At 35.0% G+C, this 26,049-nt stretch carries 21 protein-coding genes and 1 tRNA gene; 10 read left to right on the top strand and 12 right to left on the bottom strand.

Annotated features, from left to right (window positions below):
- Positions 1-5 precede the first annotated feature (5 nt).
- Both Q0910_RS11900 and proS read right to left on the bottom strand, forming a co-directional pair.
- A tRNA-Glu gene (locus Q0910_RS11900) sits at positions 6-77 on the bottom strand.
- A gap of 80 nt (positions 78-157) precedes the next feature.
- Positions 158-1,636 (bottom strand): proline--tRNA ligase, encoded by a 1,479-nt coding sequence (proS, locus tag Q0910_RS11895; RefSeq protein ID WP_299216443.1) that lies wholly within the window; start codon positions 1,634-1,636, stop codon positions 158-160.
- Positions 1,637-1,735: 99 nt separating this feature from the next.
- On the opposite strand from proS, the gene Q0910_RS11890 reads away from it, so the two are divergent.
- Positions 1,736-2,812, top strand: a complete 1,077-nt coding sequence (locus Q0910_RS11890; RefSeq protein ID WP_299216440.1) for a hypothetical protein — start codon at positions 1,736-1,738, stop codon at positions 2,810-2,812.
- Positions 2,813-3,075: 263 nt separating this feature from the next.
- Positions 3,076-4,608, top strand: a complete 1,533-nt coding sequence (locus tag Q0910_RS11885; protein WP_299216437.1) for an outer membrane protein transport protein — start codon at positions 3,076-3,078, stop codon at positions 4,606-4,608.
- A 53-nt stretch (positions 4,609-4,661) separates the two neighbouring features.
- On the opposite strand, the gene Q0910_RS11880 is transcribed toward Q0910_RS11885, so the two are convergent.
- Positions 4,662-8,387, bottom strand: a complete 3,726-nt coding sequence (locus Q0910_RS11880) for a T9SS type B sorting domain-containing protein (RefSeq protein WP_299216434.1) — start codon at positions 8,385-8,387, stop codon at positions 4,662-4,664.
- 248 nt (positions 8,388-8,635) lie between these two features.
- Positions 8,636-10,168 (bottom strand): T9SS type B sorting domain-containing protein, encoded by a 1,533-nt coding sequence (locus Q0910_RS11875; RefSeq protein ID WP_299216431.1) that lies wholly within the window; start codon positions 10,166-10,168, stop codon positions 8,636-8,638.
- 369 nt (positions 10,169-10,537) lie between these two features.
- On the opposite strand from Q0910_RS11875, the gene folE reads away from it, so the two are divergent.
- The 5 genes from folE (at position 10,538) to Q0910_RS11850 (ending at position 16,119) form a co-directional block, all read left to right on the top strand.
- Complete coding sequence (gene folE, locus Q0910_RS11870) at positions 10,538-11,215, top strand: GTP cyclohydrolase I FolE (protein WP_298318321.1); 678 nt, start codon at positions 10,538-10,540, stop codon at positions 11,213-11,215.
- Positions 11,216-11,255: 40 nt separating this feature from the next.
- Positions 11,256-12,752, top strand: a complete 1,497-nt coding sequence (cysS, locus tag Q0910_RS11865) for a cysteine--tRNA ligase (RefSeq protein ID WP_299216427.1) — start codon at positions 11,256-11,258, stop codon at positions 12,750-12,752.
- Between the two features lie 45 nt (positions 12,753-12,797).
- Positions 12,798-13,037 carry a membrane protein insertion efficiency factor YidD gene (gene yidD, locus Q0910_RS11860; protein WP_299216464.1) on the top strand — a complete coding sequence of 80 codons (240 nt, stop codon included), beginning with the start codon at positions 12,798-12,800 and terminating at the stop codon, positions 13,035-13,037.
- A gap of 81 nt (positions 13,038-13,118) precedes the next feature.
- Complete coding sequence (gene lgt, locus Q0910_RS11855; protein WP_299216424.1) at positions 13,119-14,069, top strand: prolipoprotein diacylglyceryl transferase; 951 nt, start codon at positions 13,119-13,121, stop codon at positions 14,067-14,069.
- 256 nt (positions 14,070-14,325) lie between these two features.
- Positions 14,326-16,119 (top strand): T9SS type A sorting domain-containing protein, encoded by a 1,794-nt coding sequence (locus Q0910_RS11850; protein ID WP_299216422.1) that lies wholly within the window; start codon positions 14,326-14,328, stop codon positions 16,117-16,119.
- 60 nt (positions 16,120-16,179) lie between these two features.
- Here Q0910_RS11850 and prfA read toward each other — a convergent pair whose 3' ends face one another.
- Complete coding sequence (prfA, locus tag Q0910_RS11845; protein WP_299216461.1) at positions 16,180-17,256, bottom strand: peptide chain release factor 1; 1,077 nt, start codon at positions 17,254-17,256, stop codon at positions 16,180-16,182.
- Between the two features lie 122 nt (positions 17,257-17,378).
- Here prfA and Q0910_RS11840 point away from each other — a divergent pair, with 122 nt between their 5' ends.
- The 3 genes from Q0910_RS11840 (at position 17,379) to Q0910_RS11830 (ending at position 18,822) form a co-directional block, all read left to right on the top strand.
- The gene (locus Q0910_RS11840) at positions 17,379-17,750 is read left to right on the top strand and encodes a hypothetical protein (RefSeq protein WP_299216419.1); all 372 of its coding nucleotides are present in this window, start codon (positions 17,379-17,381) and stop codon (positions 17,748-17,750) included.
- A gap of 85 nt (positions 17,751-17,835) precedes the next feature.
- The gene (locus tag Q0910_RS11835; protein ID WP_299216416.1) at positions 17,836-18,033 is read left to right on the top strand and encodes a hypothetical protein; all 198 of its coding nucleotides are present in this window, start codon (positions 17,836-17,838) and stop codon (positions 18,031-18,033) included.
- Positions 18,034-18,333: 300 nt separating this feature from the next.
- Entirely contained in the window at positions 18,334-18,822 is a 489-nt protein-coding gene (locus tag Q0910_RS11830; protein WP_299216413.1) for a peptide-methionine (S)-S-oxide reductase, read from the top strand.
- Here Q0910_RS11830 and Q0910_RS11825 read toward each other — a convergent pair.
- From Q0910_RS11825 to Q0910_RS11795, 7 genes are all read right to left on the bottom strand, one after another.
- On the bottom strand, positions 18,819-20,000 hold the full coding sequence (locus tag Q0910_RS11825) for an AIR synthase related protein (RefSeq protein ID WP_299216409.1): 1,182 nt from the start codon (positions 19,998-20,000) through the stop codon (positions 18,819-18,821). The two genes, Q0910_RS11830 and Q0910_RS11825, sit on opposite strands and share 4 nt — an antisense overlap.
- Positions 20,001-20,077: 77 nt before the next feature.
- Positions 20,078-21,568, bottom strand: a complete 1,491-nt coding sequence (locus Q0910_RS11820; RefSeq protein WP_299216406.1) for a carboxypeptidase regulatory-like domain-containing protein — start codon at positions 21,566-21,568, stop codon at positions 20,078-20,080.
- A gap of 13 nt (positions 21,569-21,581) precedes the next feature.
- The gene (locus Q0910_RS11815) at positions 21,582-23,057 is read right to left on the bottom strand and encodes a CsgG/HfaB family protein (protein WP_299216403.1); all 1,476 of its coding nucleotides are present in this window, start codon (positions 23,055-23,057) and stop codon (positions 21,582-21,584) included.
- A gap of 6 nt (positions 23,058-23,063) precedes the next feature.
- Positions 23,064-23,471 (bottom strand): curli production assembly/transport component CsgF, encoded by a 408-nt coding sequence (locus Q0910_RS11810; protein WP_299216400.1) that lies wholly within the window; start codon positions 23,469-23,471, stop codon positions 23,064-23,066.
- Between the two features lie 18 nt (positions 23,472-23,489).
- On the bottom strand, positions 23,490-24,215 hold the full coding sequence (locus Q0910_RS11805; RefSeq protein WP_299216397.1) for a CsgE family curli-type amyloid fiber assembly protein: 726 nt from the start codon (positions 24,213-24,215) through the stop codon (positions 23,490-23,492).
- 21 nt (positions 24,216-24,236) lie between these two features.
- Positions 24,237-24,752, bottom strand: coding sequence for a hypothetical protein (locus Q0910_RS11800; RefSeq protein ID WP_299216394.1), 516 nt, complete (start codon positions 24,750-24,752; stop codon positions 24,237-24,239).
- A gap of 82 nt (positions 24,753-24,834) precedes the next feature.
- On the bottom strand, positions 24,835-26,025 hold the full coding sequence (locus Q0910_RS11795; RefSeq protein ID WP_299216391.1) for a hypothetical protein: 1,191 nt from the start codon (positions 26,023-26,025) through the stop codon (positions 24,835-24,837).
- Positions 26,026-26,049: the final 24 nt, after the last annotated feature.

Genomic DNA, 26,049 nt, shown 5'->3' with positions numbered 1-26,049 from the left:
ATTCGTAGCCCGTAGGGGAATCGAACCCCTCTTACATGGATGAAAACCATGCGTCCTAGCCGATAGACGAACGGGCCATAGTTGTTTGTCTAATTGCGGATGCAAAAATACAACTATTTTTTAATGGCGCAAGAGTTATTTTATTTTTTTCTAAAACTTAATATGCTTTAGCAAATAACACCCTCACTTTAGAAGGTTTACCACTGTACACACAGCTCCCATTTTCTTCTTTAGCATCAAAAGGGATACAGCGTATAGTTGCTTTAGTCAATTCTTTTATCTTTTGCTCAGTTTCCACAGTACCATCCCAATGAGCTGATATAAAGCCTCCTTTATTCTCTAAAACATCCTTAAATTCATCAAAAGAAGAAACTTCCGTGATGTGATTATCTCTATACTCCGTAGCTTTCTTGTGTAAACTCTCCTGTATTTCAACAAGTAAAGACTCGATAGTACGTACAACTTCGTCTTTATTTACAAATTGTTTTGATAAAGTATCCCGACGTGCTAGTTCTACTGTTCCTTTTTCCAAATCCTTAGGACCAATTGCTATTCGTAACGGAACCCCTTGTAATTCATATTGCGCAAACTTAGCTCCTGGTCTATATGTATCTCTATTATCAAACTTCACAGAGATTCCTTTTGCTTTTAAATCACTGACCAACTCATTGGCCACTTCAGAAATTTGACTCAATTGTTCTTCACCTTTGTATATCGGAACAATAACAACTTGTATCGGAGCAAGACTAGGAGGTAAAACTAATCCATTATCATCACTGTGCGTCATAATCAACGCTCCCATCAATCTGGTTGACACCCCCCAAGATGTAGCCCAAACATAATCAAGTTTTCCTTCTTTAGAAGTGAATTTCACATCAAATGCTTTTGCAAAATTCTGTCCCAAAAAGTGTGATGTCCCTGCTTGTAACGCTTTACCATCTTGCATCAATGCCTCTATACAATATGTATCTTCTGCTCCCGCAAAACGTTCGCTTTCTGTTTTTCTTCCTTTTACAACAGGAATAGCCATGAAATTTTCTACAAAATCAGCATACACATTATTCATTTGTTCGGTTTCTGCAATCGCTTCTTGTCTTGTTTCATGAGCTGTATGACCTTCTTGCCATAAAAACTCAGCAGTTCTTAAAAACAAACGCGTTCTCATCTCCCATCTCACCACATTCGCCCATTGGTTTATTAAAATAGGTAAATCTCTATATGACTGAACCCAACCCTTATAAGTATTCCAAATAATTGCCTCAGAAGTAGGACGAACAATTAGCTCTTCCTCTAACTTAGCCTTTGGGTCAACAACTAATTTTGAGGAATCCTCTGGATCTGTTTTTAATCTATAATGAGTTACTACTGCACATTCTTTTGCAAAGCCTTCCGCATTTTTTTCTTCGGCTTCAAACAGACTTTTAGGAACAAATAAAGGAAAATATGCGTTTTGATGACCTGTTTCCTTAAATTTTCGATCTAATTCGGCCTGCATTTTCTCCCAAATTGCATATCCATAGGGTTTAATTACCATACACCCTCTTACTGCTGAATTCTCGGCTAAATCAGCCTTTACAACCAGTTCATTATACCATTTAGAATAATCCTCACTACGTTTCGTTAGATTTTTGCTCATAACCTGCTATTTGGCACAAATGTTGTGACTTTGTTAAATAAAAAATAGTTAGCGCAAAACTAACTAAATTTGTATTGTTCAACAATAAAATAAGGAGATATGCGACTTAAAATTTATTTTCAAAAAAAAGGAGCTGTTGGGATTTTTCTCACAGCCTCTCTACTTATGTTGACATCTTGTGGTTCATATGACTATGTATCTTATGATGATGGCATTTACGGTGAAGCAAGAAGCCAAAGAAATTATGAACCTCAACCCACTAGAACAGAAACAGGGACAACGTCTAATTATTACTCTAATTATTTCTCAGAAAAATCAGCTCAGATTGATAATGTTATAGAACAGGACGCTATTTTTACGGATGTAGATTCTTACTCTAGTGAAAATTACAATCCATCTGACACTACAGGCATTGCTCAAAATTATGAAGGTGGGCAACCTGCCTGGGGAAGTAATAGCGATGAAGTTTCCATAACTATTATTGATAATGGCTGGAATAACTGGGGTTGGAATGCCTGGGGACCTGGCATTGGCTGGGGATGGAATGCCGGTTGGGGATGGAACAACTGGGGATGGAACGCCGGTTGGGGTCCTGGATTTGGCTTAGGCTGGAATAACTGGGGCTGGAATGCTGGCTTTGGATGGGGAAATCCCTACTGGTATGGTGGTGGTTTTTGGTGTCCTCCTTATTACAACAATGGTTTTGGATTTTATGGAAGAAATCAAATTGCATATAATCGAGGTTTCAGAAATAGAGGCTATAGAAATGCATATGCCAGTAATTACAGAAATCGCGGCACCTACAACAGCAGATCTAGAGCGTATAGCAACAACAGATCTCGCGGTAGTTCATATAATGACCGAAGTTCTTACAATAATAGAAGAAGAATATCTGCTGACAATAATAGAAGAACAAGGTCTTCCTCTTACTCAAATGGAACAAGATCCCGAAGCAATAGTACATACTCCCGTTCAAGATCCGGTTCTTCTAGTAGAAGTGGCACAAGAATAAACAGTAATAGTAGATCAAGGAGCAGTTCTGGGACAAGAAGTTATTCGGGCTCCAGCAGAAGTAGAAGTTCTGGCGGCGCTATCAGAAGTCGTAGCTCTAGTCGTAGTAGCGGATCAAGATCAGGTGGTAGCCGTGGCGGAAGAAGTCGCGGAGGAAGAGGCTAAAACACTGATTAAAAGCTAAAAAAATCATTACTACTTAAGTCTAAAAGTATAATTTGGATTATTATAAACTGACTATTGTCAGAAATCTTTTCCAAATGTCTTACTATTTTTGAGGTGATCAGTAATTCACAAAAAATTAAGAATTGATAAAACCTATTCGATCTAGATAGTTGCTAAACCCAAACAGGATTTAGCAACTATCTAAATCGCTAAATTCTTTTGTAATTAGCAAATAGGCAAACTATAATATTGAAAATAAATATATGAAGAAGATATTTTTATTAATTGGTCTATCATTTATGTCTTTTTTACACGCTCAAGACATTACAGACGCAGTAAGATATTCTCAACAGGATATCTTAGGAACTGCACGTTTTAGAGGAATGAGCGGAGCATTTGGAGCTTTAGGAGGAGATATGTCTGCACTCCAGATAAATCCTGCAGGTTCTGCAGTATTTATAGGCTCTTCTGGTTCTATTACACTTTCTACGTCAAATATTCAGAATGATGCTAGTTATTTCAATGGTTTTAGCGCAACTTCATCTTCAAATTTTAATTTTAATCAAATTGGAGCAGTTTTTGTATACAATAACCGAAGTGATTCTTCTAAATTTAATAAATTATCATTAAGCATAGCGTATGACCAGACTACGGACTATGCTGAGGAATTATTTGCGTTCGGCAGAAGTAATAATTCTATAGATTCTTATTTCCTATCTGAAGCTCAAGGCATCCCTTTAGATTTATTAACCAGAAGATCAGGAGAAAGTATTGATGATCTTTATGATTTTCTAGGAGAAACAGAAGGATATGGAGTCCAGCAAGCATTCTTAGGACATGAATCTTTTATAATTGAAGCTACTGATCCAACAGACCCAAACAGTACTACATATTTATCAAATGTAGCACCAGTCGATCTAAACTCTGACCCTTTTCCATATGCTCAGGACTATTATTACGAAAGCACTGGACTCAATGGAAAGTTCACTATAAATGGTGGAGCACAAATACACGATAGATTCTATATCGGAGTCAACCTAAATTCTCACTTTATTAACTATGATAGGGTAACCGAGTTTTTTGAAGGAAATAATATTTCAGGAAGTTCTATTAATGAAATACTATTTACGAATCGTTTATCTACAATTGGCGCTGGTTTCTCTGCACAAGTTGGAGGTATTCTAAAAGTATCCAATATGCTTAGACTTGGCGCTTCATTCGAGTCACCAACCTGGTATTATATCGAAGAAGAAACAACGCAACGCGTAGAGACTTTTAGCAATGCCGATGGTAGAGCCTTGGTAAACCCAAATGTGATTAACGTTTTTCCAGAGTACGAATTACGAACTCCCGCAAGAGCAACCGGAAGTATTGCAGTGTTGTTCGGAAAACGAGGTTTAATCAGTTTAGATTATTCCTATAAAGATTATTCATCTACAGAATTTGACTCTGATGGATTTGACAATTTTTCAGATTTAAATAGGCAAATAGAAAACACTTTACAAGGCGCTTCGACACTTAGAATAGGTGGAGAATTGAGAAATGGAAATTGGAGTTTTAGAGGTGGTTACAGCTATGAAGAAAGCCCTTACAAAAACGAATCTATTCTTGGAGAAAGAACCGGACTATCCCTAGGCATAGGCTATAACTTTGGAAAAGTAAAATTTGATATCGCTTATGACTATTCTGAGCAAGAACGTAATCAGGAATTTTATCCTAATTCTGCTTTTACTAATTTTGCCACTATAGATAGTTATCGAGATAACCTTACCTTTACGCTAGGTTTAAATTTATAATAACAAGTCGCATTATAAAAAAAAGGAGTTGAATACTATTCAACTCCTTTTTTTTATCTGATCAATGAAAAACTAGCATTAAATTCTTTCATTACTCCGCTTTCTGTATACCTAACTTTAAACCAGTATTCACTAGATGGGAGTAGACTTCCATTATAGGTTCCATCCCATTCGCCAAGAGCTCCAAGATCTTTTAGTAGCTTTCCGAATCGATTGAAAATTTGGATACCATTAATCTGTACATTATCATTACCAACTATTCCCCAAGTCTCATGAAAACCATCCCCATTGGGTGTGAAATATCTTGGATAATCAACTATAAATTCTACTGGAAGTTCTATTTCAGAACACATACGAACATCCCTAACGTATATCACATGTTCCCCTCTTGATACTCTAGTAAATATTGGAGAAGTCTGCCAATCGCCATTATCCAACCTATATTCATACTCGCCAATCGCCTCAACTGCAACTATCACCTGAACAGTGGCATTATCAGAAAAAGCACCAGAAATCAACTCTGCGGTAAAATCCTCCTGTCGTGGAGGGTATGACTCTATAACTACTGTTGATGCTGATGAAACACAAGTAGTCTGGATATTTGTCACTAAAACGGAATATTGACCTGGTGTATTGGGACTATAAATTGATCCGGTTTCACCAGGAATTTCATTTCCTGCTGTTGTAGTAACACCCACGTACCATTGAAAATCATAAATAGTATCATCTAAACCTGTATCAATTACATCTGTCGGCATTAAATTAATAACTGTTCCATCATTTTCAAGACAAATAATATACTCTTCTTCTAACGTAAAATCCGGCAGCTCATTAATTATCAATCGAACTGGAACTATCCTAAAACAATCATTACCGCTCACTAAGGGATCAAACCGAATATAAACTGTTTGATTAAATTCTTGTATATTCTGATACGACGAAGGAGATACTATTGTAATGTTATTACCTGATTGAGCATCCTCCATAACCTCATAGTATTGAATATTATAATCAGAAGCACTCAAATCGTTTGACACGTCAGCGTCATTTAAATTAAGAATATCTTGCGTCGCTACAGTAAGATCAAAGATTCCGATACCAGCTTCATCCAACTCACATGTTTCTAATGCATCTGGGGTTAGATTAAAATCATCATATAAAATAGTCTGTAATTGAAGTGTAACATCAGAAACACAACCATTGTCATCATCTCTACCAACTACTATGATATCTCTTGCCAACATCATACTGGTATATGTAGTTGGATTAATAATAGGGTTATTTATATCTACATCATTTTGGGATTCATAATAAGTAAATGTAATATTTGTAGCACTCCCCGAAATCTGAGTTTCTCTTACCGTTAAATCATATATAGTATTCACCTGATCACCGCACAAGATAATAGGATCCGGATCTATTAACTCGGGGTTATGGAGTACTCTTAAATCGAAAGAAATAGTAGACCTAAAACACTCGTCGGCATCTCCAACACCATTATTATTTTCATCAAATTGAGTACGAACCCATATGGTTTGCGGGTTAGCCTGATTTGTAAATGCTCCTACAATAGCTCCTGCATTACTATTTGCTTCCGCTTCTGTTCTATGATAGGTTATTAATAATACTTCAGTTTGTACCCCAATCACTTCAGAATCTTTCTCTGTTAAATCAAACGTTGCTCGATTAGGATCATCACTACATAAAACAAAATCAGATACTGGATTATTTAACGGTAATGGATCCACTTCTAATCGTATGTGCTGTCCCAAACCTAAACATTCATTATCAGTTCCATCATCCACTCTTATATACAAATCCTGAACAAAAGGAGATGCATCATTTCTATGGTTTGAAGGATCAACAATTGCATTTTCTTCTGCTAAGGCATCTGCTAAATTTTCATAATAGGTAACAACTAAGTTTTGACCAGGCGGATACAATGCTTCCACTTGACTTGTTGCGCTACTAAAATCAAAAGTTGCAATCCCATTAGCATCGTCGTTATCTACATCAACAGTATCGCATTCATTATATATAAGATTAAAACTAGCAGGAATCTGGGTAGCAGAAACTACCAAATCAATCTGAGCAGTTCTAAAACAACCATCATTAGTTTCTATCCTGGAGAAAACTATACTATTGATAGGTATTGGATTAGGATACACTGTAAAATCTACAATTTGATTAGTTGCGTCCTCATTAATTGCCGCAATTTCCGTTAAGTAATATGTAAAAGTCTCGCTTGCAGAATTTCCAGAAATTAAAACATTCGCCTCAGACAAATTAAACAAGGAAATACCATCAGTATCATCATCACACTGCAACAAAGACACCACAGGTAAAACCACAGGAAGAGGGTTAACAATTAATTGAAAATTTGTAGTCTCATAGCAACTTTGCTCCAACACATTTTCTATCCTTACATATATGATCTGCGGATTCGATGTATTTGTATAATTATTAGGTAATTCTGTTCCTAAAACCCCAGCGTCAGCATCAGCTTGAGATTCGTAAAGAGAAACAGCAAAGTCAGCTGCATTTTGCACTCCTAACACTTCAGTTATCGCATCAGAAAGATCGAATTCCACAGCGCCATTGGTATCATCACCATCAACATTATTATCACATAGTTCTATATTCGCAGGCACATTAGCAACAGGATTCTGAAATACTCTTAACACAAAAGAAGTGACCTCAAAACATATCTGATTAGCCCCTCCTATTCTAGCCCATATTGTTTGATCCGCAACCGTATTCACAAAAGTATCCGGATCCGCTATCACATTATTCCCGGCAGCACCAGTATAATTTTCAGCATCTTCTTGGGTTACATGATAGGTAATTGTGTATTCAGTCGGATCTTGAGTCCCAAGAATAAGAGATGAATTCTGAGTAAGGTCAAAAGTATCAAAACCATTTCCATCGTCATCACACGACATTAAGTCCATTGGAGTATTAGCAACTACTGGTTCAGGATAAAAAGTAATTACTATCTCGTCAGTTTCTGTATTACCATCTACATCTTCAATCAATAATTGATAACGACCAGAATTGGTAACCGTAAACGTTGTACCTACTTCACCAGCGATAACTTCGAACATCATGGTAACCTCATTATACACAGACCATTCGTAACGTACGGCTCCGTCTGACTCTCCATCCAAAATTACGGGGTCAGATCCGCAGATATCTTGATTTGGTCCAAGTGTAGCTTCTAATATAGAACAATCAGTAGAACCTGTTCCACCAGTCTGCTCGAAATTGATAAAACCAGGTTGCTCCGAAAAATTAGTAATTAAAACCAAATAAAATTCTCCTGCTGTAGCAGCAGGAATATTCATGGTTTCGATTGCATCTGGCGAATAACTACAATCTATAGTGTTTCCACCTGTTAACTGAGCTGTACAAGGAGAAACAGGATCTGGAAAAGGCCCGTAACATATAAAATCCACATCCAACTGATTACCAGTCCCATCTTCGTTAGCAGATTGCGAAATACGAAAAGTTAAGGCCCCTGTATCATCTATCTGCAAATAATACCAGGCTGGAAAAGGTTGTGTAGTTAAACAACCATAGTTAGGCCCAACTTCTGAGCTATTAACACAACTACTATTAGAGCTATTACAATTTGGAAAAACAATACCTGTAGTACTACAAAATGGATCAGCACCATCATCTCCAATTGCATCTGCACAAACCGAGCCTTGTGCTACACTCAGACTCGTGTACATAAAAAGGCATAAAAACAATATTAACGTAGGTGTTCTCTTAATCATTACCAACTTTTAAATCAATGATAAAACTGTTACTATTTCTTAAACTCAAAGCATTCTTATATAAAACAATCTTACAAAGAGAAACCCTAAGAAATACTACTATAAAATTGAAATAATTCGGTTTTTGATTCTTTCGATTGAAACAATTGTATTTCAAGAATAAGAGAATTCCTTTTTAGCAAAACCTAAAAACACACGTATTATCAAATTATAACAGCTGGCAAAAAAACAAATTCTATTTTAAAAAATCATCGAATTAAAGAAAAACTACCTGCAAAAACTTTCCTGCTTCTATTAGGATCTCGATCAGCTTGTTCATTAAATTCTACCCTAAACCAATATTGCGAAGAAGGCATTAAATTTCCATTATAAGTTCCATCCCATCCAGCTCCGGTTGGATTCAATTGTTTTAATAATTTTCCGTGTCTATCAAATATATAAACCAATGCGGGAATAGGCTGATCCTCGGGATTAATTAAATTCCAGGTATCGTGAAAGGAATCACCATTAGGAGTGAAGTATCTAGGATATCCTAGAATCATTATATCTACAGAGGTTCTTTCGTTATCCGGACAATTAGCATATCTGGCTATAATCCTATAGTCACCTGCAGGAATCCCTTCGAAAACTGGCGAAGACTGAAAAGCTCTATATTCTACAAAATTTCCGTCCATATTAACATCGCGATCTAATCGATATTCGAAATCAGTAAATCCTTCTGCTTCAACAATTGGATCAGTCGACGCTTCTGCGGTAAGTGTATAACTTTCAGAAAAAGACCCTTCTGTAATGGTATAACCAACCTCGAAACTTATTTGAGAAACATCTAAAACTGAAACCTGATCCGGAGAATCAGGGACTTCTACACCACTAGCATCAAAACCTCTAAGTCTGTATATACCATTAGAATTTACCTGATCATAAAAAGGGAAAGTTGCTCCAGGAATATCCACAAAATTCGTATCTCCTAAATCCGCTCGAGACCATTGAAACGTCACTGCCGCAGGAACAGCAGGAGGCCCTGTTCTTGCTGGAAATCTACCTTCTACAGTTATCGGAAATTCTCCACAAGTAGCAATTCTTTCTTGAGGAATACCTGGCTCCAACACACTACAATCAGTAGTACCCGCACCTTCTTCTCCCAGATTTGTTTGTTCTAATTGTATGACTCCAGCCTCATCGGAAAAGTTAGTAATCAATACGATATAAAATTCTCCTGTCTGAGCATTAGGAATTGTGAATGTTTCTATAAAATTGTCATCTGATGTTCTCGCATAACTACAATCTATAATATTGGTATTATCCTCATCATTTATATAAAAATCAGGTTCATCTGCATTATTAACACATTCAGCTGGACGAATATTATCTCCATCTCCATTAAGATCACAACCTCTTGGTAATTCATCATCACAATTAATTATAAAAGAAGTCTGAAATGGACCCCACGCGATGAAATCAACGTCAAGCTGTCTTTCATTACGATCTAAACGATTATCACCATCAGCATCCATCCATTGACGAATATCAAAAACCAAATCACCAGCTTCATCAATAAGCAGAAAATACCAGGAGGGATTTGGTGTAGTATTTAAACATCCAACTTCTCCTAAACCGTCTAAATCACCAGTAGTGTTGGGAAAAGTAAGCTCCAAAGAAGCATCAGAACAAAAAGGCTGAGAATTCTGACAGGCCGTATCAAAGTCCTGAGCGTTCAGCAATGTACTACTAAAACAAAATAGCACAAATAATAATAAGATTTGAGGTAGTAATTTTGTCATATTTTATATAACGTAGGTTCGTTGATTTTCTTATGTAGGAATTAAATTTACTAATATAAATATATAGAGCTTAGAAAACAATGACATTATTTATAATTGTTAACATAGCTTTCACTAAGTAAAAAGACAAAATCGTATCTTTGCAGCCCGTTTGCGGTTGATTTTACTTGAATTCAAAATAGTATATGGATTTATTAATAATTTTCAACGTATACATTGTAGGGAATTTAAAAAAAAGAATGAGTTAAAATTGTACATTCCAGGAAGGTACTATTTCAATTTTAATCAGAGAACACATCATATATTATGATAGTATGCGTGTGTTTTTTATAATTCTTTTATATTTTATAATAACAAAATTTTGAACTTTTGAAGATAGACAAGGCCCTTGAAGCTATTGAAGCGCTAGGTGATAATCATGTAGCTACTAGCGCTACCACTCCTCTGAGAGAAGATGCATTTAAACTTAGTGACAAAGAAAAGATCGCTTTGATTAAAGATGATGTTAAACATATTATGGAAACTTTGGGATTAGATCTTAGTGACGATAGTCTTAAAGGCACACCCCAAAGAGTTGCAAAAATGTTTGTAAACGAAATTTTCTCGGGACTACATCCTGAAAGAAAACCAGACGCTTCTACTTTTGACAATCACTACAAATATGGCGAAATGTTAGTAGAAAAAAATATAACAGTTTATTCTACTTGCGAACACCATCTTTTACCTATAGTTGGTCGTGCTCACGTAGCCTATATCTCTAACGGAACTGTTGTAGGATTATCTAAAATGAACCGTATTGTAGATTATTACGCAAAACGTCCTCAGGTACAGGAGCGTTTAACTATGCAAATTGTGCAGGATCTTCAGGTAGTTCTAAACACTAAAGATGTTGCTTGTGTAATAGACGCTAAACATTTATGTGTAAATTCCAGAGGAATACGAGATATAGAAAGTAGTACGGTAACTAGCGAGTTTGGAGGGAAATTCAAAGATGAAGCTGTTCGAAGAGAATTTTTAGACTATATCAAACTAGATACTACTTTTTAATTTTATCTTTAATCAATAATCATAAGCATTTACCAAAATTATGGCAGTAGCTCCGTTGTATAAAACTCAGGAACTAAAGATTTACAATTCTATTTCGGGTCAAAAAGAAGTATTCACTCCTATTACGGAAGGTAATATAGGAATGTATGTTTGTGGTCCAACCGTTTATAGCAATGTGCATTTAGGAAATTGTCGTACGTTTATTTCTTTTGATTTAATATATAGGTATCTTAAACATTTAGGATATAAAGTTCGCTATGTGCGCAATATAACGGATGCTGGTCATTTGGAAAATGATGCTGATGAAGGAGAAGATAAGGTTTCCAAAAAAGCACGATTAGAACAACTAGAACCTATGGAAATCGTACAACGCTATACGCTGGATTTCCATAACATCCTAGCTAAGTTTAACAATATACCTCCTAGCATAGAACCAACAGCGACTGGTCATATTGTGGAGCAAATCGAAATTATCAAAACCATTATCGATAATGGTTTTGCGTATGAAGCTAATGGCTCTGTATATTTTGATGTAAAGAAATTTAACGAAACCAATAACTACGGAAAATTAAGCGGTCGTAATCTAGAGGATATGATTGCTAATACAAGAGAATTAACCGCTCAGAGTGATAAAAAAAATCCGCAGGATTTTGCATTATGGAAAAAAGCGGAACCAGAACACATTATGCGCTGGCCATCTCCATGGAGTGACGGTTTTCCTGGCTGGCATCTAGAATGTACTGTAATGAGCACAAAATATCTCGGCGAACAATTTGATATTCATGGAGGTGGAATGGATCTTAAATTTCCACATCATGAATGTGAAATTGCACAAGGAGAAGCTGCTTGTGGTGTTACACCAGTAAACTATTGGATGCATGCGAATATGCTTACTTTGGATGGCAAGAAAATGTCTAAATCCACGGGTAATATTCTTTCTCCAGCCGAAATATTTAGTGGAGAAAGCGATAAATTAAATAAAGCCTTTGCTCCTACGGTTGCAAGATTCTTTATGTTGCAAGCACATTATAGAAGTATCCTGGATTTCTCTAATGATGCTTTAGAAGCTTCAGAAAAAGGATTCTATAGATTAATGGAGTCCATTGGAACTTTAGAAAATTTAAAAATTAATAAAGTTACAGAAGGGTTTGATGTTCAGAACTGGATTAACGAATGTTATGAAGCAATGAATGATGATTTTAATAGTCCAATATTAATCGCAAAATTATTTGATGCTGTTAAATTCATCAATTCTATTAAAGAAGATAAAGCTACTATCTCAGAAGCAGATCATAAGCTCATTCAAAAAACTATGAACGAATTTGTTTTTGATGTTTTGGGATTAGTAAATACAAATGAAGCTTCCTCAGATATTAGCGATAAGCTTTCCGGTACTGTTGAATTATTAATTCAGTTAAGAGCGGAAGCCAGAGCTAATAAAGATTTTGCTACTAGCGATAAGATCAGAGATGAATTACTAGCTATGGGTATACAACTTAAGGACGGACGTGAAGGCACAAGCTTTACACTCAACTAATCCTATATTTTGGCTTCAAAATTAACATTAAAAAAGATTTTGATTATGCCGTTTGTCGGATTGGTAAAATTGTATCAAAATTTAATTTCACCCTTAACTCCAGCCACATGTAGATACCAACCTACTTGTTCTCACTACACTGTAGAAGCATTACAAAAACATGGATTACTCAAGGGAGGAAAACTTGCTATAAAACGAATTTTTAGTTGCCATCCTTGGGGAGGTAGTGGTTACGATCCTGTTCCGGATACTAACCAAGAAAAGAAAGTTAACTCATCTAAATAGCACTTTAACTCATTATTATTCCATTTGTAATTTCGAATTTAATTAAATACCTATATTTACCCTTGAAAAATAGATTACCACATGATATTCTCTAAAATAGTTTGGAATCCCATAGAAGGATTCGATCTTGGCTTTTTTGTCATTCGTTTTTACAGCCTAATGTTTGTAGTTGCATTCTCACTAGGCTGGTATTTAATGAAGAAAATATATGTCCGAGAAAACATTTCTATGGAAAAACTGGATTCCGTATTCATTTATGCAGTTATAGGTACTTTATTAGGCGCTAGACTAGGACATGTCTTTTTTTATGACTGGGATTATTATAGAAATAATTTATTGGAAATTATTTTACCTTTTAAATTCAATCCAGCGTTTGAGTTCATTGGTTTTAGAGGACTAGCAAGTCATGGAGCGGCAATTGCTTTTATTATTGCTATGTACTATTATTCTAAAAACGTTCTGAAGAAACATCCTTTATGGATTATAGATAGGGTTACTATTCCTGCTGCAGTTGGAGGAATTTTTGTTCGATTAGGAAACTTTTTTAACTCAGAAATCATAGGAGAACCTTCTGGTGATTCGGCTTTTGGGGTAAAGTTCATCAGAGATGGCTTACGTAAAGCTGAAGTAATAAGGGAGACCGGAATCAAAAATGTGAATGAAGCATATTCTGCTGTTGTCAATGATCCACAGTTCTCTAATTTATTAGAAGCAATTCCATATCGCCATCCTGCTCAACTATACGAAGCATTTGGATATATCTTTGTATCTCTAATACTTTGGTTATTTTATTGGAAAACAGACAAAAGAAACAACAGAGGTTTTCTTTTCGGAATGTATATGATGCTGATATTTATCGTTCGTTTTATTGTAGAAAATGTTAAAAAGAGTCAAGGAGGTTTTGAAGACGCTTTAGGGGATGCCTTATCTACGGGACAATGGCTAAGTATTCCGTTTATTCTTGTTGGTTTGTATTTTGTGGTTAGAGCCAAAAAAATTCCAGAAGATCCTAAATCATACACGTTAAAATAATAAGCGCAATAAGAGTTCAAAAAAAGAGGATAAATTTTTAGAATTTATCCTCTTTTTTAGTTTTGCTAAACATCTTATTATGTCTAAAAAAACACAGAAAAACTCTAAATCATGTACTCTTAAATAACCAATCATTCTCTACAAACAAGAGGTTTCTTTATTTTTCACACTTATAGAATTTTCAAAACATCCATTTTAAGTTTAAACCTTTTTACTTTTTGAAAGTCAAAGTTCTACAACTTAAAAAACACAAATCATGAGAACAACTGTTCTGATATTTTTAGGGATATCACTTTTCCTAAATAATTCCAAACTATTTAGTCAAAATACCAACTTGTATGGCCCCGAAAATTTTGTAAATATTTCTGATGGAGAGGGTGGGTTTAACGGCACCCTTGAAGGAGGGGATCGTTTTAGCAGAGATCACGACGTTGCCGGAGATATTAATAACGATGGAGTATTAGATCTAGTAGTAGGAGCACGATCAGATGATGATGGTGAAACAGATGCCGGCGCAGTGTATATTTTATTTATGAATCCCGATGGAACTGTATCTACACACCAAAAGATATCTATGTTAGAAGGTAATTTTAACGAAACACTAACCGAAGGAAACTTCTTTGGATATGGTGTCGCAGGGATTGGAGATTACAACAATGATTCGATTCCTGATATTGCTGTTTCTGCTCCAACCCAATCTAACACAGCTCTATACATTATCCACTTAAATCGTGATGGCACCGTTAAGAGTTTTGTGAAAAACTCTAATATTATCGCTCAGGGACTTTCTGCTATTGGAGATCTCAATGAAGATGGAAGGATCGATTTAGTAGCTTGCAATCCTGGTTCTGATGATGGTGGAACAGATAGAGGAGCTATTAGTATTTTATTTTTAAACGAACAATCAGAAATTGAGACTTCGGATATAGTGACAATAAGTTCAATAAATGGAGGATTTGGATCAGGATTGGAAAATGGAGATTCTTTTGGGGGTCGCGAGGTTGCTATGTTAGGAGATATTGACAATGATGGAAATAAAGAACTTGCTGTAGGAGCATTTCAATCCGAAGGTGGTAAAGGAGCTATCTGGATTCTGTCTTTAAGTAGTGACAATTACAATGTTATTTCTAAACAAAAGATCACAGAAGGAATAGGAGGTTTTACAGATATCTTGGATGATGAAATGAATCCTAATGGAACAAGCGGAGCTCAATTTGGACATGCGATGGCTAGCCCAAGAGATCTTAACTCAGATGGAGTTCCTGATTTAATAACAGGTGCCAATCAGCAAGATGAAGGACACGCATATATCTTATATCTCAATTCAGATAAAACTGTAAAAACTTTTACTAAAATAAATAATACAGAAGGTGGTTTTAATCTTTCTCTAGAATCTGAAGAACGCTTCTCCAGATCAATTTCTTTTATTGGTGATCTTAGAGGCGATGGGAGCCTTGCTGTAAATATTGGAGGTGGTGCAGGAGGAACTGGAACATTATATATTCTATTTTTAAAACCTTGTGAGTTTCCTCAAGAGCCTGGATTTAATTTTTGGAACGAAGGAACAACCTTATTTTCCAATTGGAATCATAATACACAAACGGTTACTGGACCATTAAGTTTTGAGCAATGCACGGTAAAAGCTTATGAAACTGATGCTATCTATGTTACATTTAAGGAAAGTGATGGTAGATGTATTTGTAAAGCAAACGATGCTTTTTTAGATAACAGTGATGAATTAAGCTCTGCATTTACCAACAGCTGTTCTAGTGACAACACACTATCTATTCCAACTTTATCTAAAAATGATTTAATTGCATACCCGATTCCAACAGGAAGTTATCTTAGAATTGATGGTTTGACATCAGCACTAGAGTTCAAAGAAATCGAAGTTGTAGACATCACCGGAAAATCGTTTCCTATAAAGAATTATACAATGATTAATGAGACAGTTGAAATCGATACCCAACAGTTATCAAAAGGAATCTATTTTTTAAATATTTATAAAAACGAAAATACTTTTGATTCTATAAAATTTATTAAACAATAAAAAAATAGAGATCAGCAACTAGCGCTACTGATCTCTATTTTTTTTAGTAGGTTATTATATCTAAAAAACCTCGTTAGACTCTTTTAACTTCTCTGTGTTTTCCACCAACTGAAGTTCGTCTATAATTTTTTGAATATCGCCATTAATAATATTACCTAGATCATACAAGGTTAATCCGATGCGATGATCAGTTACACGACCTTGAGGATAGTTATACGTTCTGATTTTTGCTGATCTATCTCCAGAAGACACCATACTCTTTCGTTTCTCGGAATCGGCTGCTTGTTTTTTAGCTAATTCTATCTCGTATAATCTGGAACGTAATACTTTTAATGCTTTTTCTAAGTTTTTATGAGAAGATTTCTGATCCTGACAACTCACAATCATACCTGTCGGCTCGTGATGTAATTTAATTGCAGAATAGGTTGTATTCACAGATTGTCCTCCAGGACCTGTAGAAGTCGTTCGTTCGATTCTTACTTCTGTCATATCCAATTCCACATCAAACTCTTCAGCTTCAGGCAATACCATTACAGTAGCGGCACTTGTATGAACACGTCCTTGTGTTTCTGTTTGAGGTACACGTTGCACACGATGCACTCCTGCTTCGAATTTCATAGTTCCGTAAGCATCTTCCCCATTAACTTCTAATATAATTTCTTTATAACCACCACTAGTTCCTTCGCTAAGATCAACTACACTAACACTCCAGCCTTTACCTTCGCAATATTTAGTATACATCCTAAATAAATCTCCAGCAAAAATACTTGCTTCATCTCCACCTGCTCCGGCACGAATCTCTACCACACAGTTTTTAGCATCTTCCGGATCTTTAGGCACTAACATATACCTTATTTTCTCCTCTAAAGCTGGTAATTCTTCTTTGGCTTCTTCTAATTGCATTTTAGCCATCTCGACCATTTCTGCATCACTGCCATCATCAATGATTTCTTCTGCTTCCTTCTTATTATTAGTCAACTCAATATAGTGATCTCTTACATCCATCAATGCTTTGAGATCCTTATATTCTTTATTGAGCTGCACATATCTTTTTCTATCAGAAATAACATCTGGCTGAATAATAAGATCGGTCACCTCATCAAATCGTTGCTTTACAATATTTAATTTATCAATCATAATTCTATCTATCCTGTGCTTGGAATTCACAAAAGTACGCTTTTTTGTTCAAAGGTCACATTGCCTTTTAATATTCTCTAGGGGTATGATGTAAGCCAAAAAATTGTATTTTTACAACTGAAATGTTAAATCATAAGCGCACATATAATAATAACCTGATTTCAAGCTGGTTCATTACGCTTCTACTTTTTCTCGGTATTGGAGGATATACTAATTATACTCCACCAATTGTTAATCAAACCACAATTGAATTAGTAATTTCTAATGAAAAAAGTTGCGACAAAACATTATCGTATGCAAATGCTATAAAGGTTAACGAACATTTCAACCTTTATCACACTTACCTTAAACAACTATCAAAACATCACACTACGATATCTTTGGTTAAGACGAAAGAGTTTAACAGTACTATCTCTTTAACAATAACACATAAAGTATTTCGTATCAGAAGCAACAACTACACTACTGAAGAAGATTCTTTTCATTTAATATAACACCTTATTCTTGGCTTTTTAGCCAATTTTCAAAAACATCTAAACACTGCTATCATAACAGATAGTAGCTTACACTATTACCAAAATGAAAAGATTTAAAAAAATACTAAGACGTATCGTCTTACTCGTGTTTATTGTTATGGTGGCTATGATTCCGGTTCCGATTTTCTTTCAGAAAAAAGAAGGAAAATTTAACGATGATAACGCTATAGAACTTACAGAAACAAAAGAAGAAGATACAGAAACCAAAACGGTTAAATTTAATGATGAACTAGGATCATAAATTATCCTTCTCAATTAATAATTAACGTGAGTTTCGACATAAGAAAGTCTCGTCAGTTTGAGTGTCCGCCCTCGGGCGGATGTATCGAAAACAAGAGATTTTCGTCATAAAGCCTAATTTCGATACAATTTTTCTCCATTTCATTATGAAAAACCACTCAATTTGACGGCTTTATATAGATTCAAGTTATAACTCACGTTAATTATATAGATCGAGAGCCTGGAGAATTACTAAAAATGATTTTTCAGGTTTTCGAAATAAAACATAAGGATTTATAATAATTTACGACTTTTGTATATAATGAATGATTTACAAATTGGCTTAGGCGGAGGGTGTCACTGGTGTACGGAGGCAGTTTTCCAATCTTTAAAAGGTGTGACTTTGGTAGAACAAGGTTATATTTCTAGTATTGGAAAAAACAATTCTTTTTCTGAAGCGGTAATTGTATCTTATAATCCCGAAGCTATTGAGTTAAAAGACTTGATTGAGATTCATTTACATACTCACAAAAGTACTTCAAATCATAGTTTTAGAGAAAAATATCGAAGCGCTGTCTACTACACTGATGAAAAGCAAAAAACGGTTATCGAAACTTATATAAATGAACTACAGGAAGATTTTGAAAACAAGGTAATTACACAAGTTTTGAAATTAGATAAATTTAAACTGTCAAGACCTGAGCTTTTAGATTATTACAAAAAAAATCCTGAGAAACCATTTTGCAAGCGGTATATACACCCTAAACTTGACTTGCTTAGAAAAAAATATGTCGAAAAAACAAATCTCTAATTATACGTGTATGTGCCGAATTCACTATTGATAGTGAGTTTCTTTTCATCCGCACTTTCTACGCGACCTACAATTTTAGCATCTACATCAAAACTTTTAGAAATTGAAATAATCTCATCTGCAATCTCTTGAGAAACATACAATTCCATTCTATGTCCCATATTAAAAACCTGATACATTTCTTTCCAATCTGTACCTGAGTTTTCTTGTATCAGTTGAAACAAAGGAGGAACCTCGAATAAATTATCTTTAATGATATGCAAGTTATCTACAAAATGTAAAATCTTAGTTTGAGCTCCTCCACTACAATGCACCATTCCGTGAATAGTTTCGCTATCAAACTTAGATAAAATCTTTTTTATTATTGGTGCATAGGTTCTTGTTGGCGATAACACCAATTTCCCTGCATCAATTGGAGCATTCTTTACCTCATCGGTAAGATTGGTTTTTCCAGAATAGACAAGATCAGAAGGCACTGCAGCATCAAAACTTTCTGGGTATTTCTCTGCCAGAATTTTATGAAATACATCATGACGAGCAGACGTAAGACCATTACTTCCCATACCACCATTATATCCTTTTTCATACGTAGCCTGGCCAAAAGAAGCTAGACCAACAATTACATCTCCTGCTTTTATATTTGCATTATCAATAACATCGCTACGTTTCATACGTGCTGTTACTGTAGAGTCTACGATAATAGTTCTAACTAAATCCCCTACATCTGCTGTCTCACCACCTGTAGAATGAATTGTAACTCCAAAATCTTTTAGTTCTTCCAGTAATTCTTCAGTTCCATTAATAATGGCAGAAATTACTTCTCCCGGAATTAGGTTTTTGTTTCTACCTATAGTTGAAGAAAGCATGATATTATCAGTAGCTCCAATACATAATAAGTCATCGATATTCATTATTAATGCATCCTGAGCAATACCTTTCCATACAGAAACATCTCCTGTTTCTTTCCAGTACATATATGCCAGAGAAGATTTAGTACCAGCACCATCTGCATGCATAATCAAACAATAATCCTCATCACCTGTAAGATGATCCGGAACTATTTTACAAAATGCCTTTGGAAAAAGACCTTTATCTATATTCTTGATAGCACTATGAACATCTTCTTTAGATGCTGAAACCCCACGTTGAGCGTAGCGTTTACTTACTTCTTGACTCATTATTATAGTATTATGCGGATAATAAAGCGCAAAGATAGTTGAAATTCTGAATTCAGAATTCTGAATTCAGAATTATATTATTCCCAATCAGCCATAGAAGCATCAGTAATCAGATCAGCTCTATTAGCTATTTCTAAAATTGACATGGTCTGTATGTTTCTTTGCGATATACCGTCATTAGAAGTGTTTACAAAAATCAGAGCAGCCTCATTTGGAGAAAAACGTGCATCCAAATCATTTGTTCCTGCGGGCTTTTCTATAGAAATATCTAATCTAGAGCTATCACCGAAATCATAAATAAACAAATGAGAATCTAATTGCCTGTAATCACTACTTTCGAAACCAGAAACATCTTGGCAATATAAAAGCTTAGTGCCATCTACCGAAAGATTCACACTTCCAGCTGCTCCAGTCTCTCCTGATAACACTGTATCTAATATCGTACCTGAAGTATTAATCGTAAAAATCTCTACTTCATACCCATCAAGGTTATTTGTTTTAAGCACTATGATATTATTATTGTCGTTCTTATCCACTTCCGAAATCAAGTTTCCATTTACCGTTTGATATATCAGAGTTAAACCACTTCCGCCCACATTAATACTATATAGTTTATCCTGATTAGGAAATAATAATTTCGAACCATTGTCGGACCAGGAAAAATCAATTTCTCCTAAGTTGAATCCTGCAACTGACACTTGGGAAGTAACTTGCGTTATCTGAGAACCATCCTCGTTCATTGTAAACAAATGTGTTTGTGAACCAACGGATTGCAAAAAAGCAATTTTACCAGTTCCCACATTGCGTCTTGGCCTGAAACTATTTTTAGTTTCTGAAGTAAGTTGAATTTCAGTTCCTCCTTGCTCATTTGCAGAATAGATAACGCTATTACCATTAATAGATCTCGTGTATACAATTCGATTATTTGGAGGACTCATCGTCTCAAAAGCAAAAGTACCACTGTTAACAGGATCATTTATTCCGTCACTGCTACTTACCTGCCAGAAATACTTAACTTTATAAGAAAGGTTCGTCAAAGTATAGGTAGTATCTGTAATATTTTCAAAAATCTCTACATCAGAATTCTCATCATTACGCAATGTAACTGTATATGTAAGCGTATCATCATCGGGGTCCACACCGGTCCAAACCAAATCGACCTCCAATGGCTGATCTATAGAATTATCTACTGGTGAATCCAAAATAGCTGTATCAGGAGGCCTATTACCTGCTGTTTCGATATCCATTTCGAAAACTATTTCTAATTCTCTATCAGCAATTACGGATATCGCTTCAAATTGTGCTAATAACCCTTCTTTTTGAGCTGACAATGAATAATCTCCTGAAGGGATATTTTCAATGAGATACTCACCATTTGCATCTGTAAAAACTGTACTAGATGAAGGGTTTGTAGATATCTTTACATTTTCTAAAGGTTCATTTGTCCCTACAGCCACTACACTACCTCTTACAGCACCTAAACCTTCTAAATCTATAGTATCCTCACTACAGGAGGACATAGTTAATATGGTAAATACAGTTATTATTTTTATAATATATTTCATCATTTTCATCAGGGTTTTATCCTTTTGGAGCATCACCATTTTCAATTACTTTTCGATTTCTTTTTTTAAGCTTTCTGAGTTCTTTTTGTTCTCTACGTTTTTGTTTACGGAGCTCTTTATCCATTTTTAAAGGATTTTTGAAATACCAGTTTAAGCCCAAAGAGAAATTAAAATACTGATCATCTCGTTTACCTTGTGTAACATTATCCAGTTTATCTCCCAGAACAAGGTTATGTGTTGCATTTAAGGAAACACCTATATGCTCAGAAACCAGGTACTCAACCCCACCTCCGTACTGAAACTTAAAGAAAGTTCTGTCAAAATCATCGCTATTTACAGTTCCCATTCCTCCAAAAAAGAAGGGAGTCAATTTTTCGAAAGGTAAGAGTGTCAATTCTGCATTTACATCTATCGCATTAAATCCTTCAGAAAAAGCGCCTTCATTTCTCAACTGAAATTTACTAAGACTTGCATTAGCATTTAGATATGGATTGAAATACCACTTTCCTCCTATTCTGGCAGAATACGATAAATCTGCATTGTTATAGTCACCGCTCATCAATGCCAATCCTCCATTGGCAAAAACTGCCTTTTCTCCTCGTCTTTCTTTGAAATAACGCTCATAAAGCCCTGTATTTTGAGCCTCATTTTTATCTGCATTATAATCCGCTACTAATGCATTTATTTTTTCTGGTTCAGCTTTAGAACTCCATAGTTTATCTTCTATCCCTTCTATTATTAAAGCCTCTACAGCTTTTTCAATAGCTTCAGAAACCGCAATCTGTCCTGGTTCATTTTTTGTGAAACCAGTTTCAGCTTCTAATAATCTGCTAAATTTTACATATCTAAAGAAACTTGCATCTAACGCTTGTGATAATATAGTTTTAGACACATATACGGTTTTCAAGATCTTACCACTTGATGTAGATACAGCTCTTAAATAAACTGTTATCCTATCTTGTCTATACTGAGTAGAACCACCAATTCCAAAATATCTTGCACCAAGTCCACCTGTTATGATATTAGAATCGTATGACACGATTCCTCCTTCTAGAATAATCCCGGCATATAATAATGGAGGTAATTGAGGCTCATTTGGATTTTTATTTTTTCTATATTCTTTTCTGGTTGAACGTATAATATTTCGTTCATTCAAAAGATTACTTAAATTTTCTCTTTCAATTGGCACAAACCACTTAGAGTCCTCTAAGGCTTTAATCAAAATAGTGGTTGCTCCTTGTGTAACTGCTGTACTAAAAGTACTACCTGCCTCCGTGGGTTTATATTGACCAGTTTGGTCTCTAAATTTATAAACACCAACCACTACTGGCTCAATTGGGCGAGGAAAATTTCTTAAAGATTTGGTAAATCGTGTGTCTTCACCGATTCGTGCCTGTTCTATTGTGATGGGTTGATTAAAATAGGTACCACATCCAGACAACAATATTGTACAAGAAATTACTAGAATTACTTGATAAAACTTATGACGCATTAAAAATTAATTAGGAATTATTACTTGAGATTGATCTCCTGTACTGGTGTCCAAAATATTAATCACCAAACCTTCACCAGATGGAAAAATCTCTATAAACAATGTTCCAAAACTAAAGGTTCCTTCTGTAAGACCTTCTTGTCCGAATTGTTCATTAAATAAAGTTCTTGATATCTGACTTAACAACTGATTATTAAGGCTTTCTGTAAATCGTTCTAGTTCGGATCTATCATCTGCATTTGGATCATTATCATCCGTGAACGTATTCTGAGCTTCAGCAGAGCTTAATAACCATTGATAATTAAATGTATCTCCTCCAAAAGCAGGATTTGTTGGTCTATACACTAAATCTTGTCCAAAGCCATATTGATAAGCGGAGAAAATGAGTATAATAGTTATTATGATTGACTTCATTATTTTTAGAATAAGTAATTAATACTGAAAAATATCTCTCTTTTGTTTCTTTAGATCTTTAAAATATTTATACACTCTACGTATTGCAACTTTAGACATTTGCTCTAAGTATTCTATATCCGGTTTCCCAAGAAATTCGTGAATGACTTTATCTTCTATTTTAACTTGAATAATAGTACTTCTACCAAAGCTAAGCTTTTCATAAACTCCAACTATTTTAGAACCATTTATCCTGTTTAATGTATATGAATTATAAAAGAATTCGTAAAAATCTTTCCCCGGTTTTGTCTTTGTTTCTTCGATAACGATACCTTTTAATTCTATACCATCATCCTCAGTATATTCTTCTTCTTCTTTTTTCTTTTTCTTAGCTTCTTCATTAAAAGCGATACGATCTTTACCTACAATTGTTTCTTCTTCATAAACCAACAAAAGGATTACAATTTTATCACTCTCATCAATACCCACAGATACGGTAGCTAAATTCTTTTGCTCGTTAGCTTCTAATGTAAATCTACCTTCTTGATTATTTTTTGTAACATTATTATCCGAATCAGTTCTAAAAATTGAATATATATATTTTAAACTTTTATAAACTTCTGTAGAATTTGCAACTTCAGCACTGACAGAAACTATATCATCAATTCTCTCTGTTTTAATTTTAGCAACAACCTCAGTATTTGTAAACTGACCATTTGAAAATTGAAATACCAAAAGAAATAATATGATCAGCTTAAAATTCATAAAGCAAGCAAGTAAACTTTATTAAAAACTTCTAACAATAATCGTGCGAGCATTTCCGGTCATTTTAAACTTTAAGTTTTTGGATAACTCATTACTCCCGAATCTTTCAAAGGAAAGATTATCTCCTTCCTGAAGAATCTCTAAACTAGTTGAAATATCAGAGTTAAAAGAAAAATCAGTAACTGTATTATTATTACCGTTCTGAGTAATAAACTTCTCTATTTCTTTGGATGTTTCATTTATATCGATCAGGTTTTGTTCTCCATTTTGACTTAAACGAATATCCGATGATTGCGCTGTAATATTAGAAAATATCTGGTTACCCGTGCCAATCTGCTGAATAAAAACGGTATTATTTCCAGCCATATTCTCCCTAGCCACTTGCACCGCTGTATTATTCTGCAATTGATTTAGTGTAATAAATCGCTCCTGACTTTCTACCAATGATTCCTCCTGACTTTCTGTGTTTTGAGCAGACGCATTTCCAAAAAATAATAAGATAGAAGCAACAACACAAAGTGTGATATATTTTTTCATTGATAAAAGGTATTAAAAGTAGTAAAAGAGTTACACTACCTTAAAGATAGTGCAACTCTCTCAAATATATTAAAATTATTTCTTAAAGCTCTCCTCCAGAACCAGTCTGTGTTACCACAGCAGCGTTTCCTGTTCCGCTTTGAAGGATAACACTACTATGAGATTCTCCTGTTTGAGTAACAAAAGTAGTATTATCTTGACCAAACTGAATGTCTTGTGCAAAGTTAGAATCTCCTACTTGAAATATATCACTGATGTTTCCAGCTCCATTTTGAAAAGATTCTGCAATGTTTTCATCACCAATCTGTCCTTGAAGCACTAAATTATTTTCTCCAAAGATACCAAAGTCACCTTCTTGAGATGCAGTAGCAACGTTTCCATTACCAGATTGGAATTGTTGTGTTTGATTCTCTCCACCAAAGAAAGCTAAGTTCTGAGTTGCAGAAGCAGAGTTACCATCACCTAACTGAGTTTGAACAATAATGTTATTATCTTCTTCGTGTTGAGCATACGCCTCATTCTCATCTCCAGACTGAAACTGATCTACAATACCTCCTCTAGAGTCAAAGAAACTACTACCTTGAAGAGAAGTAGCAACGTTACCTCCACCATTTTGTGATTGAATCAATAGATTGTTAGATCCCCACTGCTCACCAGTACCAAGATTAGCTTCTCCAGTTTGTCTTTGGTCAGCTGTATTAACATCTCCAACCTGTGCCATTGAGGCAGTATTAAAAGAACCGTCCTGAATGATTAAACTAAAGTTTTCTTCACCACCTTGAGATGTTGTTGCTGTATTAGCATCTCCAAATTGACCTTGACCTGCATAGTTTAAAGATCCATCTCCGAAGAAGCCCGCTCCTTCTTGAGAAATTGTAGCGGCATTACCGTTACCTTCTTGAAGCTGCTCTGAAAGATTATCTCCACCAAAGTTTAATAAGTTTTGAGTAGCAGAAGCAGAATTCCCATTTCCTACTTGTACCTGATAAACTTCATTTCTATCCTCTTCGTGTTGAGCAAAAGCAGTATTCTTATCACCTGTTTGCATTTGTGTAACAGTTCCGTTTCTAGAAGCAAACGCATCACTACCTTGAATAGCTTCTGCATTATTCCCCGCTCCTAGTTGAGTTGTTGTATTAGTATTTGCTAGACCTACCTGTGTAATATTGGCTGCATTCATATCACCAGATTGATCAACACTACTAACGTTCGACTGTGCAACCATCACTGACGCGCTTAATAAAGTTGCTAGACTAAAAATTACTTTTTTCATACGTAAAATATATTAAATTTGATT

The organism is uncultured Aquimarina sp. (genome assembly GCF_947495315.1).
Classification (GTDB): domain Bacteria; phylum Bacteroidota; class Bacteroidia; order Flavobacteriales; family Flavobacteriaceae; genus Aquimarina.
This window is presented reverse-complemented; position numbering and strand designations above follow the sequence as displayed.